Source organism: Amycolatopsis sp. NPDC114505 (assembly GCF_055633615.1).
Window position 1 is genome coordinate 2,993,982 of sequence record NZ_JBVKDV010000001.1, and the last position, 12,881, is coordinate 3,006,862.

General features: G+C 71.9%; 13 protein-coding genes. 5 read left to right on the forward strand and 8 right to left on the reverse strand.

Translation table 11 applies throughout. The annotated features are described in order from the left end of the window. Positions 1–2: 2 nt before the first annotated feature. Positions 3–1,148 carry a lytic transglycosylase domain-containing protein gene (locus tag ACZ7OU_RS14955; protein WP_470255394.1) on the reverse strand — a complete coding sequence of 382 codons (1,146 nt, stop codon included), beginning with the start codon at positions 1,146–1,148 and terminating at the stop codon, positions 3–5. 194 nt (positions 1,149–1,342) lie between these two features. After that, positions 1,343–2,257: a LysR family transcriptional regulator gene (locus tag ACZ7OU_RS14960; RefSeq protein ID WP_470255395.1), complete on the reverse strand. Its 915-nt coding sequence runs from the start codon at positions 2,255–2,257 to the stop codon at positions 1,343–1,345. 104 nt (positions 2,258–2,361) lie between these two features. Here ACZ7OU_RS14960 and ACZ7OU_RS14965 point away from each other — a divergent pair, with 104 nt between their 5' ends. After that, the gene (locus ACZ7OU_RS14965; protein WP_470255396.1) at positions 2,362–3,057 is read left to right on the forward strand and encodes an SDR family oxidoreductase; all 696 of its coding nucleotides are present in this window, start codon (positions 2,362–2,364) and stop codon (positions 3,055–3,057) included. A gap of 101 nt (positions 3,058–3,158) precedes the next feature. Then, a complete protein-coding gene (locus ACZ7OU_RS14970) occupies positions 3,159–3,719 on the forward strand; it encodes a hypothetical protein (protein WP_470255397.1) in 561 nt (186 codons plus the stop codon). A gap of 2 nt (positions 3,720–3,721) precedes the next feature. On the opposite strand, the gene ACZ7OU_RS14975 is transcribed toward ACZ7OU_RS14970, so the two are convergent. Beyond that, positions 3,722–4,162 carry a GNAT family N-acetyltransferase gene (locus ACZ7OU_RS14975; RefSeq protein ID WP_470255398.1) on the reverse strand — a complete coding sequence of 147 codons (441 nt, stop codon included), beginning with the start codon at positions 4,160–4,162 and terminating at the stop codon, positions 3,722–3,724. Between the two features lie 136 nt (positions 4,163–4,298). Here ACZ7OU_RS14975 and ACZ7OU_RS14980 point away from each other — a divergent pair, with 136 nt between their 5' ends. Beyond that, positions 4,299–4,520: a hypothetical protein gene (locus tag ACZ7OU_RS14980; RefSeq protein WP_470255399.1), complete on the forward strand. Its 222-nt coding sequence runs from the start codon at positions 4,299–4,301 to the stop codon at positions 4,518–4,520. 203 nt (positions 4,521–4,723) lie between these two features. Continuing rightward, the gene (locus tag ACZ7OU_RS14985; protein ID WP_470241380.1) at positions 4,724–5,509 is read left to right on the forward strand and encodes a DeoR/GlpR family DNA-binding transcription regulator; all 786 of its coding nucleotides are present in this window, start codon (positions 4,724–4,726) and stop codon (positions 5,507–5,509) included. Position 5,510: 1 nt separating this feature from the next. Here ACZ7OU_RS14985 and ACZ7OU_RS14990 read toward each other — a convergent pair whose 3' ends face one another. The 4 genes from ACZ7OU_RS14990 to ACZ7OU_RS15005 form a co-directional block, all read right to left on the reverse strand. Beyond that, positions 5,511–6,323 carry an SGNH/GDSL hydrolase family protein gene (locus tag ACZ7OU_RS14990; RefSeq protein WP_470255400.1) on the reverse strand — a complete coding sequence of 271 codons (813 nt, stop codon included), beginning with the start codon at positions 6,321–6,323 and terminating at the stop codon, positions 5,511–5,513. Positions 6,324–6,404: 81 nt separating this feature from the next. Next, the gene (locus ACZ7OU_RS14995; protein WP_470255401.1) at positions 6,405–7,850 is read right to left on the reverse strand and encodes an alpha/beta hydrolase; all 1,446 of its coding nucleotides are present in this window, start codon (positions 7,848–7,850) and stop codon (positions 6,405–6,407) included. A 134-nt stretch (positions 7,851–7,984) separates the two neighbouring features. Beyond that, positions 7,985–9,346: an MDR family MFS transporter gene (locus ACZ7OU_RS15000; protein WP_470255402.1), complete on the reverse strand. Its 1,362-nt coding sequence runs from the start codon at positions 9,344–9,346 to the stop codon at positions 7,985–7,987. Positions 9,347–9,584: 238 nt separating this feature from the next. After that, positions 9,585–10,580 (reverse strand): LacI family DNA-binding transcriptional regulator, encoded by a 996-nt coding sequence (locus ACZ7OU_RS15005; protein ID WP_470255403.1) that lies wholly within the window; start codon positions 10,578–10,580, stop codon positions 9,585–9,587. Positions 10,581–10,676: 96 nt separating this feature from the next. On the opposite strand from ACZ7OU_RS15005, the gene ACZ7OU_RS15010 reads away from it, so the two are divergent. Next, positions 10,677–12,161, forward strand: a complete 1,485-nt coding sequence (locus ACZ7OU_RS15010; RefSeq protein ID WP_470255404.1) for an FGGY-family carbohydrate kinase — start codon at positions 10,677–10,679, stop codon at positions 12,159–12,161. Between the two features lie 62 nt (positions 12,162–12,223). On the opposite strand, the gene ACZ7OU_RS15015 is transcribed toward ACZ7OU_RS15010, so the two are convergent. Continuing rightward, positions 12,224–12,571 carry a hypothetical protein gene (locus tag ACZ7OU_RS15015; protein ID WP_470255405.1) on the reverse strand — a complete coding sequence of 116 codons (348 nt, stop codon included), beginning with the start codon at positions 12,569–12,571 and terminating at the stop codon, positions 12,224–12,226. Positions 12,572–12,881: the final 310 nt, after the last annotated feature.

Here is a 12,881-nt window from a genome sequence, read left to right on the forward strand (position 1 = left end):
GCTCACCCCGTCGGGCTGGTCGTGGTGGTTTCGGTGGGCGTGCTCGGCGAGTCGGCCGCGGTGCTGGACGGCGCCGTGGTGCTCGTCGTCGCGGGCGGCGTCGTCTCCGGAGGCGTCGTCGTCGACGGCGGCGGGGTGGTCGACGGCGGAGTGGTCGTCGGGTCCGTCGTCGGGGTGGACGACGTCGGCGACTCGCTCGTCGGCGGCGTCGACGTGCCCGGCAGCGAGTCCGGCGGCGGCTCGGTCACCGGCGGTGCCGGCGGGGCGGGGATGCCGACCGGGCTGCCCGCGGCGGCGGAGTCCGGGGCGTTGGGGGTGCCGATCGGCACCTGGCTGTCGGGCAGCTGCGCGACGCCGCCGCGGTAGGCCGCGGCCCACGCCATCACAGTGTCCACATAGGACTGGGAGTTGTTGTACCGGCGGACCGCGATGCGCTGGCCCGCGTCGGTCGAGAGGTCGAGCCCGCCGGAGCACAGGTAGCGCCCGGTGGCCAGCGCCTCGTCGTAGATGTTGTTCGGGTTCGAGATGCCATCGCCGTTGCCGTCGGAGGCGTAGCCCTTCCACGTGGCCGGGATGAACTGCGTCGGGCCGACCGCGCGGTCCCAGACAGCGTCGCCGTCGTACTTGCCGCCGTCGGTGTCCGGGATCGCCGCGAACGCGCCGGCGCCGTTGAGCACCGGGCCGAGGATGGGCTCGAGGGTGTCGCCGTTGGCGTTGACGTACCCGCCGCGCGCGTGGTTCGACTCGATCCGGCCGATGGACGCGATCAGCGCCCAGTCGAGGTGGCAGTTCGGCTGTTCCTTGGCGAGGATGTCGGCGGCGTTCTTGTACGCCTTCAGCATGCTCCCCGGGATGCCGAGCGGCCCGGAGATGCCCGCCGAGCCCGCGTGCCCGCCGGGGACGACCAGCGGCGTGGGCAGCGGCGGCTGGGGCAGGCTGCCGTCCACGGCTATCGGCGGCATGACGATGTTCGGCGGCTGCAGCGGGGCCGCCTGGTCGGGCAGTGCCTCGCCGGCGCCGGCGATGACGACCGGTGCGGGCAGGCCCGTGGTCAGCGTGGGCAGCACGACGAGCGCGCCACCGGCGAGCGCGACGGCGGTGCGGCGGACCCCGCGCGAGCCCTTGCGACGTGGCCGGTGCTTCGGCATGCTGCGTCCCCGCTTCCCTCGATCTTCGCTGATCGCCTCACCGATCGGCCCCACCCACCGGTACTGACCGGTAGGAGCAAGCTATCCGATGGAAGCAAACTTTGGCGAATGGCACAGCGAAATCGGGGCCGCGAAGAGAAGTTCGTCCTGATGGCACAAAACCTTCGTAGGGAATCTGTCACATTCACCAGGACTTAACGGGTGGCTGAGGAGAGTTTGTCCACCAGGACACCGGGTACGGCGATCCCACGGTGCACCACGTCCGAAGAAAACCGCCGGACGAGCGAATCCGACGGCGTCGCGGTGAACGTGACGACATCGCGGTGCAGAGCGGGCTTCAGCCGCCGCAGCGCACCCGCGAACGTGCGCGTCAGCGCGGTCGTCGGGACCAGCGCCACGCCCAGCCCGGCCGCCGCGAGCTGCGCCGCCGTCGCCGCCTGCTTCGTCCGCATCACCGCCTCGAGCACGGTCGCGCGCTGTGCGAACTGCTCGTCCAGCCAGCCGCCGAGCCCGTTGTCCGGGTGGTAGTGCACCACCGGCACCCCGGCGAGGTCGGTCATCGGTACCGCCGCCCGGGTGGCGAGCGGGTGATCCTGGGCCAGCGCGACGACGATCTCCTCGCGCCCCACCACCTCCAGCGGCCCGGTCCAGCGGCTCGGCCGAGGCCCGACCGCGACGTCCGCTTCGCCCGCTTCCAGCGCCGCCACCAGCGCGTCCGCGCTCGTCGTTTCCGTGAGCGTGATCAGCACGCCGGGACGGTGCCGGTGCCAGTTCCGCAGCACGGGCGCGAGCAGCCCGGCGGTCATGCTCTCCGCGCACGCGATCCGCAGCGTGCCCTCGCCGCCGCCGGCCACCGCGCGGCCGGTCCGGACCACGCGCTCGGCCGCGGCCAGCGCCGCCCGCGCGTCGGCCAATACCGCGCGCCCGGTGGCCGTCGGCCGCACTCCGCGCGGCAGCCGTTCGAGCACCGGCGTGCCCAGTTCCCGTTCGAGCGCGCCGATCTGGTGCGACAGCGCGGGCTGCGAGAGGTGCAGCCGCGCGGCCGCCTCGGTGATCGACCCGGCGTCCAGCACCGCGACCAGGCACTCGAGCGCGCGCAGCGTAGGCATTCGCAGATTCTATCGCAGCCTTCGAAAACATTCGCGCCTCGAAGGGATTGTTCCGGCGGTGTTGCGCGCTGACTCCCGGTGTGCGAAACGAAAGGAGCACGAAAATGTCGTTCGAAGGAAAGCGGCTGGTCGTCGTCGGCGGTGGATCGGGGATCGCGCGCCGGATCGCGGCGGACGCGCTCGCGGCCGGCGCCGAAGTCACCTCGGCCGGGCGGAATCCGGAGCGGATCGACGTTCCCGGTATTCGCGCCGCATTCGCGGATCTCGGGGACGAATCGTCGCTGAAAGCGCTTGCCGAAACCGTGGGCGAACTCGACTACCTGGTCACCCTCGCCGGGGCGCCGGCGAACGGGCCGGTCGCGGAACTGGAGCGGGACGCGGTCACCCGGGCCTTCGACGCCAAGGTGATCGGGCCGTTGATGCTGGCCAAGCACTTCGCCCCGCGGTTCCGCGACGGCGGCGCGATCGTCTTGTTCTCCGGGGTCGCGGCGTGGCGGCCGGCACCCGAGCGCACGGTCATGGCCACGACGAACGGCGCGGTCACGTTCCTCGCGCAGGCGCTCGCGGTCGACCTCGCGCCGATCCGCGTCACCGCGATCTCCCCGGGCATCGTCGACTCCGGTGCGTGGGACCGCCTCGGCGCCGGCAAGGAGGACTTCCTCCGCCGGACCGCGGAAACGAACCCGGCGCGCCGGGTCGGGCACCCCGCGGACCTCGCGGCGGCGACCCTGCAGGTGCTGGCGAACCCGTTCATCACGGGCACGACGCTGCACGTGGACGGGGGCGGCAGGCTCGGTTGAAAACCGAGGGTGAGCGAGCCTTTACAGGATCACGCGCCATTCCTATGATCGGCCGACCGGACGCAGCGCCCGCGTCCGGTCGGCCCAAGGTGGAGGGTTTGATGGCACGCAGGGCTCCCCGCGGCGAGGCGGTCACGGTCGCCGAGCTGCTGGTCCGATCCGCGACGGGCGACCGTCAGCACGCGCCGCCGCGGCACCGGGAGAAACCGCCGGTGTTGCGCTCTCTGGCCCGGCTGCGGGTGTTGTCCGTGGTCGCCGGCGCGCTGGCGCTGACCGGCGGGGTCGCGACGGCGGTGTCGATGCCGGGCGGGCGGAGCGCGGGTGCGGCCTGGACGCCGGCCGGCTTGGAACCCGTGGCCGCGCCGCTGGTGCCGTTTCCCGGGGAGATCGTGGTTCCGCCCGCGAAGCCGGCTCCGGAATCCGTGGCGCCGTCGATCGATCCGAGTGGAATCGTTCCGGCGGCCGTGGTGAAGGAGACGAATTCCGGAACCACGCCCGCCCATCGCGGAAAGCTCGCGAAAGCGGTCAAGATCGTCGGGAAAGCGAAACCGAAGCAGGCGGCCCCGGTGCGCCACGCGATCCCGGACGTCCCGGCCTGGTCGCGCGGGCACCACCAGCAGCAGCACCGCCACGACTGCGGCGGTGGCCGCCACCGCCGATGACGCTACGAGCCGAGCGGGATCTGGTACTGCATGAACCCCTTGTCGACGGCGACCTGGTCGTAGAGGCGCCGCGCGGTGGTGTTCGACGTCTGCGTGTGCCAGTAGACGCGGACGCATCCCCGTTCGCGCGCCCAGTCCGCGACGGCTTCGATCAGGGCCCGCCCGACCCCACGTCCCCGGGCTTTGGTGTCGGTGAACAGGTCTTGCAGGTAGCAGACGTCGGCGGACGTCGTGCTGACGTGCGTGAAGAAGTGCACGATGCCGACGAGCTCGCCGTCGAGCCGCGCGCCGAGCGCGTGCATCCGCTCGCCGGTGGCGAACTCGCGCCACGCGCGGTCCATCAGTTCGGGCGCGAGTGTCCTGCCGTAGAACGTGTTGTAGCCGGCGAACAGGTTTTCCCAGGCCGGACGGTCTTCCGCGGTGAGGCCCCCAAGGGTGATCATGCGCCGAGGCTAACCCGCCGGCTGACCGGTTCGAGGACCACACCGGACACAACTGGCCAGTAAGGTGACGAACCCGAATCAGATTCATAGAATCAGCCCGCAGATCCCGGTAGGTCCGATTCAGCGGAGGTTCCCGATGGCGCGCACGGCCCACCGTGCCAGTCGCAAGCCCGTCACGGTGGGAGAGCTGATGCTCCGGCCGGACGTCCACGGCAGACGCCGGCCCGAGGACCTGGAGGTGCTCGAGCTCGCCTACCGGATGCGTCGCCGGGTCGGCCCCGAGCCGGTCGTCGCCCCGACGCCGCGTTCGCGCGCGCTGGCCGTGGTCACCGGCCTCTGGCGGCGCAAGCCGCGGTAGGTCCCACCCGCGCTCTTCCGCAGGCCACCCTCGCCGAGGGTGGCCTTTTTGCTGCGCCCGAGTGTCCCGGCGAAGCCGCATCAGGAGAACTCGGCCCCCCGTGCAAAGACCACCCCGAATGCAGCATACTGCTCGAAACGGCGGCCAACAGCGCAACGTCTTGCGCGATAGGCAACCGAGAGCTGAGCTAGGGAGTACCGCCGATGGCCCGGCACGAACGGTTGAGCAGCCTGCTGGACATGCTGGGGCAGCGGGAAAAGATCGACGTCGAGGACGTCGCCGCGGAGCTGGACGTCTCCGCCGCCACCATCCGGCGGGATCTCGACCACCTCGCCGAACAGCAGCTGCTCACGCGCACCCGCGGGGGTGCCGTCGCCAATGATCTCGCCTATGACCTTCCCCTGCGCTACAAGACCGCGCGGCACGTGCCCGAGAAGCAGCGGATCAGTGCCGCCGCCGCAGCTTTCGCCGAGAAAGGCATGGTCGTCGGCCTCAACGGGGGTACCACCACCGCGGGCGTCGCGCGTGCCCTCGCCATCCGGTCCGACCTGGGTGGACGGGGGGACGCGCACGGCATCACCGTCGTCACCAACGCCCTCAACATCGCGCACGAGCTGGCCGTGCGGCCGAACGTCAAGATCGTCGTCACCGGCGGGGTCGCGCGGCCGCAGTCGTTCGAACTGAGCGGGCCGCTGGCCACGCGCGTGCTCAGCGAGCTCACCATCGACCTGCTGTTCCTCGGTGTCGACGCCTTCGATCCCGACGCCGGCGCGTTCGCCCACCACGAGGGCGAGGCCAGCATCAACCGGCTGATGGTGGAACGCGCCGAGCGCGTGGTCGCCGTCGCCGACGGCTCCAAGCTGGGACGGCGTGCCTTCGCCCGGATCTGCGAGACGACGCAGGTGCACGCCCTGGTCACGGACACCGACGCCGACCCCGAAGCGGTGCGGGCCTTCGAAGCCGCCGGGGTCGAGGTCCAGGCCGTCTGACTCAGTGGGCCAGCGCGAGGGCCGCGGTCAGCGCGCGGTGGCCGGCCGCGCTCGGGTGGACGTCGCAGCCGCCGGCCGGCAGCTTGATCAGCAGCCCGGCCGCGCACGGGTCGCCGCCCGCGCGCAGGGAGGCCAGGAAGAACGCCGTGAAGCCGTCCGCGATCTTGCCGTGGTAGCGGCGGGTCACCTGCGTCAGCGCCGCGTTGATCGCCTTGACCTGCGCGACCTGCGTCGGGTCGCGGTAGTCGAGCGAGTAGTACGACACCAGCACGACGTCGCCGCCGTAGTGGGCGCGCACCGCGGAAAGGATCGTCGCGAGGTTGCGGCTCACCTGGGTCAACGCGGCCTGGAAAGTAGCGCCGGTGCAGTGGTCCGGCGTCGTGTCCCGGCACAGGAACAGGTCGTTCGCGCCGATGGTCAGCGTGACGAGCCGGGTGTCGCGGTGGGTCCGCAGGTACTGCACGGCGTAGTCGATCTGGGCTCCCACGTACGCGACGTGCAGCGGGTACGCCAGCCGGTAGCCGTTCTCGCAGCCGTTGCTCGGCGCGGTGACGACCAGCATGCTGCCCGTCGTCTCGCCGGGACAGGACGCGTTCGCGAGCTGGAGACCGCGCAGTGACGCGTACTTCTCCGCGTAGCCACTGAAGTTGGCCGCGTTCAGGTACGCCGCACCCGCGTTGGGCCGGTAGCCGAACGCGACGGAATCGCCGAGCGCGAGATACCCGCCGTGGCGGGACGACGCCTCCGCCGGTGCGGTGAGAAGGGAACTCGCCGCGACGATCGCCGCGGCCATGACGAAGAATCGGCGAAGCATCCTCGGCTCCCTTCCCCGCACCGTTGCGTGGCCGGAACGATTGTGCCTCGTCCCGGCCACGCGGCGGAAGCGTCAGGAGCGTCAGAAACCGATGACTGCCGGCTGCTTCGGCCCGGCGATCCGGGCTTCGGGGGTCCCGGGCTCGACGGCCGCGCAGTGCGTGCCGCGCGCCGGGAGCTTTCCGCTGATCAGGTAGTCGTCGGTCGCCTTGATCACGCATTGGCTGTTCTTGCCGTACGCGCCGTGGCCCCAGCCGTCGTAGGTGAGCAGCGTGCTGCCGCTCTGCCGGGCCGCGGCCTGCGACCACGCGTACGGCGTCGCCGGGTCGTACTTGCTGCTCAGCATCAGCAGCGGCGGCGCGCCGTGCACCTGCAGCGGGTGCTGCGGGTTGCTCGCCTTGTTCGGCCAGCCGATGCAGCCGGTGACCGCCGTCCAGCCCAGGGAGTTGACCTTGACGTCCGGGGCGAGGGCCGCGGCCGTCCGGCGGTAGGCCTCGAGCTCGGCGTAGTTGTGCACCGGCAGCTTCCAGTCGTCGCAGAACACGCTCTGGAACACGGTGTTGACCGGGATGTCGTCCTTCAGCCGCGCGGACGCGGCGGGCGGGGTGCCGTCCGCGAACGACTTGAGGACCGTCGCCAGCCTGTCCCAGCTCGGGCCGTAGAAGGAGCCCTGGAAGATCCCGGCGAGCGAAAGCGGCGTGATGACCTCTTCGCTCTGCGGATCCTTCAGCTCTCCGCGGGCGGCTTTGTCCTGGAGGTCGCGTGTCAGCTTCGAGACGTCCCGGCCGTGCAACGCGCAGCTCGGCGTCCGGCCGCACCACGCCACGAACTCGCCGAACTCCGCCTGCACCGACTGAGTTTCGCTGTTGAGGAACTGGAACGCCGTGAGCTGCGAGTGGTCCATGTTGCTGTCCAGCACGAGCGCGCGGACCTTGTCCGGGAACAGCTCGGCGTACTGCTGGCCCATCAGCGTGCCGTACGAAACCCCGTAGTACGTCAGCTTCTTCTCGCCGAGCGCGGCGCGGATGGCGTCCATGTCGCGCGCGACGCTCTCGGTGTCACCGAACTGCCCCAGCGGCCCGGAAAGCCGGTTGCAGCTTTCGCCGAGCTTCCGGTTGTACGCCGCGAGCTGCTCGAACTCGGCCTGGTTGCGCGGGACTTCCGGGTGGTCGGCGATGAGCTCGTCGAGCCCGCACTTGATCTGCGTGCTGCTGCCGACGCCGCGCGGGTCGAAGCCCACCGTGTCGAACCGTTTGGTGATCTCCGGCGAGAGCGTCCAGCCGTCCTTGACCCCGCCCGCGCCCGGCCCGCCGGGACCGCCCGGGTCCATCAGGACCGACCCGATGCGCGCCCCCGGATCCGTCGCTTTCCGCCGGGCGAGCGCGATGCTCGCCGTGCCGCGGTCCGGGTGCGCCCAGTCGATCGGCACGGTCACCGTGCCGCAGTCCACCCCGGGCGCGTCCGCGCACGGCTTCCAGTCGATCGACGGTGCGGCCGACGCCGGCGTCGCCGCCACCAAGCTCCCCATTACCGCCACTGCTGCCGCGGCCGTCACCAGCCGCTTCGATACCCCCGACATCGTCAGCCCTTCCCCTTACCGACAGTGGTTGATCGGCTCCAGGAAATCACCAAACCGGTGATCGCGCCAGGTTCCCTGGTGGACTACCCCGTGACGTCCACTGTGGACGAACGCTCGGCGTGGCGGAGCCGGCCGGCGGCCACGGTGCCGAGCGCGCAGATGACGCCCAGCACCCCGAACGCCCAGGCGAACCCCGTCGCCGGGCCGGCGGTGAGGCCGCGGGACAGCACGATCACGCACACCGCGCCGCCGGCCGCGCCGCCCACGCGCATCACGATGTTGACCAAAGCCGTCGCGTGGCCCAGTTCGGGCGCGCGGACCGACGCGTACGCCGCCGTCGACGCGGGCATGATCGACAGCCCCAGTCCCGCGCCGCGGACCACGAGCACCGCCTGGACCAGCCACATCGGCGCGTCCGGGCCGAGCCACGGCATCGGGACGGTGCTCGCCAGCACGACCAGTGACCCGGTGAGCGAGACGGTGCCGCCGCCGTAGCGGTCCGTCAGCCGCCCGGCCACGAGCACGAACACCGTGGTGGCCAGGCCCATCGGCGCGAGCAGGACGCCGGCCTCGGCCGGCCCGGCGCCGAGCCGGACCTGGAACCAGAGCGGCAGCAGCAGGACCGCGCCGAACATCCCGGCGCCGGCCAGCAGCACGGACGCCAGCGCCGAGCCCATGACCGGCCGCGCGGCCAGCCGCAGGTCCAGCACCGGATGCGGCACGCGCAGCGAGCGCCGGACGAACACCGCGAGCGCGAGGACGCCGACGGCGGCGAGCACGACGTCGAGTTCGGTCAGCGTGTAGACCAGCAGCGGCAGGCCGAGCGAGACCAGCAGCAGTCCCGGCCAGTCCACGGGCGGCGGCTGCCCGCGGTCGCCGCGCGGCACGTACCGCAGCGCGAGGCCGAACGCGAGCAGCCCGATCGGCAGGTTGAGCCAGAACAGCACCGGCCACGAGAAGTGCGCGAGCAGGAACCCGCCGACGCTCGGACCGACGACCGGGGCCAGCCCGACGACGAGCCCGAGCGTGCCCATGGTGCGGCCGAGCCGCTCCGGCCCGACGGCCAGCCCGATCACCGTCTGCCCGGCGGTGACCATGACACCGGCGGCCATGCCCTGCACCGCGCGCAGGGCGATGAGCGTGCCGGCGTCCGGCGCGAGGGCGCAGGCCACCGACGTCAGGAGGAAGGCTCCCAGCGCCCACAGCCAGAGCCGTCCGGCGCCGAGTTTCCGCACGAGCCACGGGGTCAGCGGGAGGGCGGCCGAGAGGCCGAGGAGGAACGCCGTCGCCACCCACTGGATCTCGACGAGGCCGACCCCCAGGCGCAGCCTCATCGACTCCAGTCCGACCGCGACGATCGAGCCGTCCATGTTGCCGAGGAAGCCGCCGAGCGCCATGACGCCGGAGGCGATCCAGACGGTGCGCGGAATGGGAGGAGCGGTCATGGCTCCGACGGTAAAAGCTGAAGCAAGGTCGAAGTCAACTGCGGCGAGTGTCGAAGACCTGCCGGAGCAACGTGACATCGTGGGTCAGGACGGCGAGTTCGTGGCGGCTGTCGCCGGCTTCGCGGGGCGCGAGCCGGCCCACGACGTGGTGCGCGGCGAAAGGACGACCGGCTCTTGCGCGCTCTCCGGTGGGAGATCGCACCTTCGATCAGAGCGTCCAGCATGTCGCCAGCGTAGATCAGCGTGTGGAGCTGCCCCGGACGATCAGCTGTGCCGTCAACGTCGTCGTGGCCGGCGCGCGGGAAGCGCCGCCGGCGATGCGGTCGAGCAGAAGACGCGCGGCCAGCCGGCCCATCGTGTGGGCGGGCTGGGCGAGGACCGTCAGCGCCGGGGAGATCAGCGTCGCCCACGGCGGGTCGTCGAACGACACGATCCCGACGTCGCGGCCGGACCGCAGGCCCAGCTCCGCCATCACCTGCAGCAAGCCGGCCGACATCGTGCTGCTGGACACCAGGAGTGCGTCCGGGGGATCGGCTCTCGTCAGCAGTCGCACAGCGGCTTCCCGGCCGCCCGCTTCACGGAATTCGCACCGGTGCACCAGGTTCGCCGAGTATTTCCGGCCCGCGGCGCGCAGTCCGTCGCGGTAACCGTCGAGCCGGTCGTCCGCCGTCGTGACGCCCGGTGGGCCCGCGATGCAGCCGATCCGCCGGTAGCCCTGGGAAACCAGGTGCCGCACGGCTTCCCGGGCCGCGGCGCGGGAGTCGAGGAGCACGGCGTCGCAGTCCGCCGAAGCGAGGCGCCGGTCGACCGTCACGATCGGCGTCCGGTGCGTGGTCAGCGGCCGGACGTCGCTGTCGACGGTGGTCGGCGACATGATCACGCCGGCGCGCCGCTCCTGGGCCGCGACCTCGACGTACCGGCGTTCCTTGGCGGTGTTCTCGTCGGAGTTGCACAGCATCACCGAGTATCCGGCGGCCTGCGCCGTGTCCTCGACCCCGCGCGCGATCGCCGTGAAGAACGGGTTTTCGACGTCGGAAATGATCAGTGCCAGCACCGCTGTCTCGCGGCGGCGCAGGCTGCGCGCCAGGCCGTTCGGCGTGTAGCCGAGCTCGGCCACGGCCATCGCGACGCGCTCGGCGAGTACGGGGTCCACAGTGGACTTTCCGTTGAGCGCTCTCGACACGGTCGCGGTCGAGACCCCGGCCAGCGCCGCCACGTCGGAGATCGTCGCCACCGCGTCCTCGTTCGGTCTTCGTTCGTTGACAGTGCTTCCGGCACACCATAGCGTGGTGGTAATCGATTTCCCGCGGGTTGGCCCGTGGAGGGGCGGATGACCGGACTGCTGCTCGGCGTGGACATCGGCACGGCCGGCTCGAAGGGCGTGCTGGTCGACCCCGACGGCGCCGTGCTCGCCCGGTCGGTCCGCGAGCACACCGTCTCGACACCGCGTCCGGGCTGGGTCGAGCACGACGCCGAAACGGTCTGGTGGGCGGACTTCACCGGGATCGTCGCCGACCTGCTGCGCGCGGCCGAGGGGCGGCCGCTCGCCGGGCTCGGGGTCAGCGGCATCGGGCCGTGCCTCCTCCCGGCCGACGCCGACGGCACGCCGTTGCGGCCCGCGATCCTCTACGGCGTCGACACCCGCGCGGGTGCGGAGATCGCCGAGCTGAACGACGAGCTCGGTGCGGACGAGATCCTGGCCCGCGGGGGTTCGCCGCTGACGAGCCAGGCGGTCGGGCCGAAGGTGCGCTGGCTGGCCCGGCACGAGCCGGACGTCCACGCGCGCACGAAGAAGCTGCTGATGGCGAGCTCGTTCCTGGTGCACCGGCTGACCGGCCGGTACGTCCTCGACCATCACTCGGCGAGCCAGTGCACGCCGATGTACGACCTGGCCGCCGGCGACTGGGCCGGGGACTGGGCCGACCGCGTCGCGCCGGGGCTGCCGCTGCCCGAACTGCTGTGGCCGACGGAGATCGCGGGGGAGGTCACCGCGGCCGCGGCTTCGCTGACGGGGCTGCCCGTCGGGCTGCCGGTGACGGCGGGGACGGTCGACGCCTGGGCCGAAGCCGCCAGTGTCGGCGTCCGCGAGCCGGGCGATGTCATGGTCATGTACGGGACGACGATGTTCCTCGTCCAGGTGCTGACCGAACCGCGCCCGCACGCGGGGCTGTGGGGCACGCGCGGGGTCGTCCCGGGCAGTTTCACACTGGCGGCGGGCATGGCGACGTCCGGCGCGGTGACCGACTGGCTGCGGAAACTCGTCGGGGCTTCCTTCGGCGACCTCGTGGCGGAGGCGGCTTCGGTGCCGGCGGGCAGCCGCGGGCTGCTCCTGCTGCCGTACTTCGCGGGGGAGCGGACGCCGCTGTTCGACCCGGACGCGCGGGGCGTGCTCGCCGGGCTGACGACGGCGCACGGCCGGGCCGAGATCTACCGCGCGGCGCTCGAGGGGACCGCTTACGGCGTGCGGCACAACCTGGAGGCGATGGCGGCCGCGGGTGGTGCGGCGGGGCGGCTGGTCGCGGTCGGGGGCGGGACCAGGGGCGGGCTGTGGACGCGCATCGTCTCGGACGTGACCGGGCTGCCGCAGCAGATCCCGGCGGAGACGATCGGCGCGTGCCTGGGTGACGCGCTGCTGGCCGCCGAGGCACTGGGGATGGACGCCGCCCGCGGGAACCCGATCGCCGCGACGGTGCAGCCGGACCCGGGGAACCACGCGCGGTACGAGGAGTTCTACCGGCACTACCGGGCGCTGTACGAGGCGACGTCGGAGACGGCGCACTTCCTGGCGGCCCAGCAGCGCGCGGCCACGGACTGACCGGGTCTATTTCGGACTGCTTCCGGCGGGACAGCGCTTTCCGTCCGTCGCGGTCGCCGGGGTCAGTCGTACCCGGGTGGCGGGCCCGTGCGGCCCCGGCGCGCGGCCGGCCGGCGGCCCGCGACCGCGTGCCGGTGGTGCTCCAGCGCCGCCACGGACTGCGTGACCTGCTCGAAGCTCGGCAGCGCGTGCACGTTGGCCACCAGCGTCATGTCCTTGCGCGGGATCTCCATGAAGCACACTTCGACGCCGGACTTCGCCGCGTGGGTGGCCACCGCGTCGCGCCAGGTGTCGAGATCGTGCTCGTCACCGAGCCATTCGTGCAGGTAGACGCACCACTTTCCGCGCAGCAGCTCACCCGCGATGGCTTCTTGCCCGACCAGGTACGGCTCGGTCACCCGATCGTCCATGACCGTTCCCGAGTACGCCAAGGCACTACTTCCCTTCTGCTCCCCGGTGGTGACCCCTACCACCGGAAAGCGCTATCCCGGAGACGGCCTCCCCACCGCGGCCGAGCAGCGCGCAACCCCGCGACCGATGCCGGTTCTCCGGGGACCGCGTCAACATACCGGCGGATTTGGCGCACAGCAACCATTTCCACGGTGTGCCAAGGTCCGCGGCGGTGAGCGTGCACCACTCGTGTGCGGATGCACGTGCCGATCATGGTGTGCCGCATTTGAATATTCACCGAAATGGCGAGGCGAATTCCGTGGATCGTCG

Excerpts from the sequence above, each read along its gene's own strand:
- ACZ7OU_RS14960 (WP_470255395.1), bottom strand. The coding sequence starts at position 2,257 with ATGCCTACGCTGCGCGCGCTCGAGTGCCTGGTCGCGGTGCTGGACGCC.
- ACZ7OU_RS15000 (WP_470255402.1), bottom strand. The coding sequence starts at position 9,346 with ATGACCGCTCCTCCCATTCCGCGCACCGTCTGGATCGCCTCCGGCGTC.
- ACZ7OU_RS14965 (WP_470255396.1), top strand. The coding sequence starts at position 2,362 with ATGTCGTTCGAAGGAAAGCGGCTGGTCGTCGTCGGCGGTGGATCGGGG.
- ACZ7OU_RS14990 (WP_470255400.1), bottom strand. The coding sequence starts at position 6,323 with ATGCTTCGCCGATTCTTCGTCATGGCCGCGGCGATCGTCGCGGCGAGT.
- ACZ7OU_RS14985 (WP_470241380.1), top strand. The coding sequence starts at position 4,724 with ATGGCCCGGCACGAACGGTTGAGCAGCCTGCTGGACATGCTGGGGCAG.
- ACZ7OU_RS14995 (WP_470255401.1), bottom strand. The coding sequence starts at position 7,850 with ATGGGGAGCTTGGTGGCGGCGACGCCGGCGTCGGCCGCACCGTCGATC.
- ACZ7OU_RS14980 (WP_470255399.1), top strand. The coding sequence starts at position 4,299 with ATGGCGCGCACGGCCCACCGTGCCAGTCGCAAGCCCGTCACGGTGGGA.
- ACZ7OU_RS15015 (WP_470255405.1), bottom strand. The coding sequence starts at position 12,571 with ATGGACGATCGGGTGACCGAGCCGTACCTGGTCGGGCAAGAAGCCATC.
- ACZ7OU_RS14975 (WP_470255398.1), bottom strand. The coding sequence starts at position 4,162 with ATGATCACCCTTGGGGGCCTCACCGCGGAAGACCGTCCGGCCTGGGAA.
- ACZ7OU_RS14970 (WP_470255397.1), top strand. The coding sequence starts at position 3,159 with ATGGCACGCAGGGCTCCCCGCGGCGAGGCGGTCACGGTCGCCGAGCTG.
- ACZ7OU_RS15010 (WP_470255404.1), top strand. The coding sequence starts at position 10,677 with ATGACCGGACTGCTGCTCGGCGTGGACATCGGCACGGCCGGCTCGAAG.
- ACZ7OU_RS14955 (WP_470255394.1), bottom strand. The coding sequence starts at position 1,148 with ATGCCGAAGCACCGGCCACGTCGCAAGGGCTCGCGCGGGGTCCGCCGC.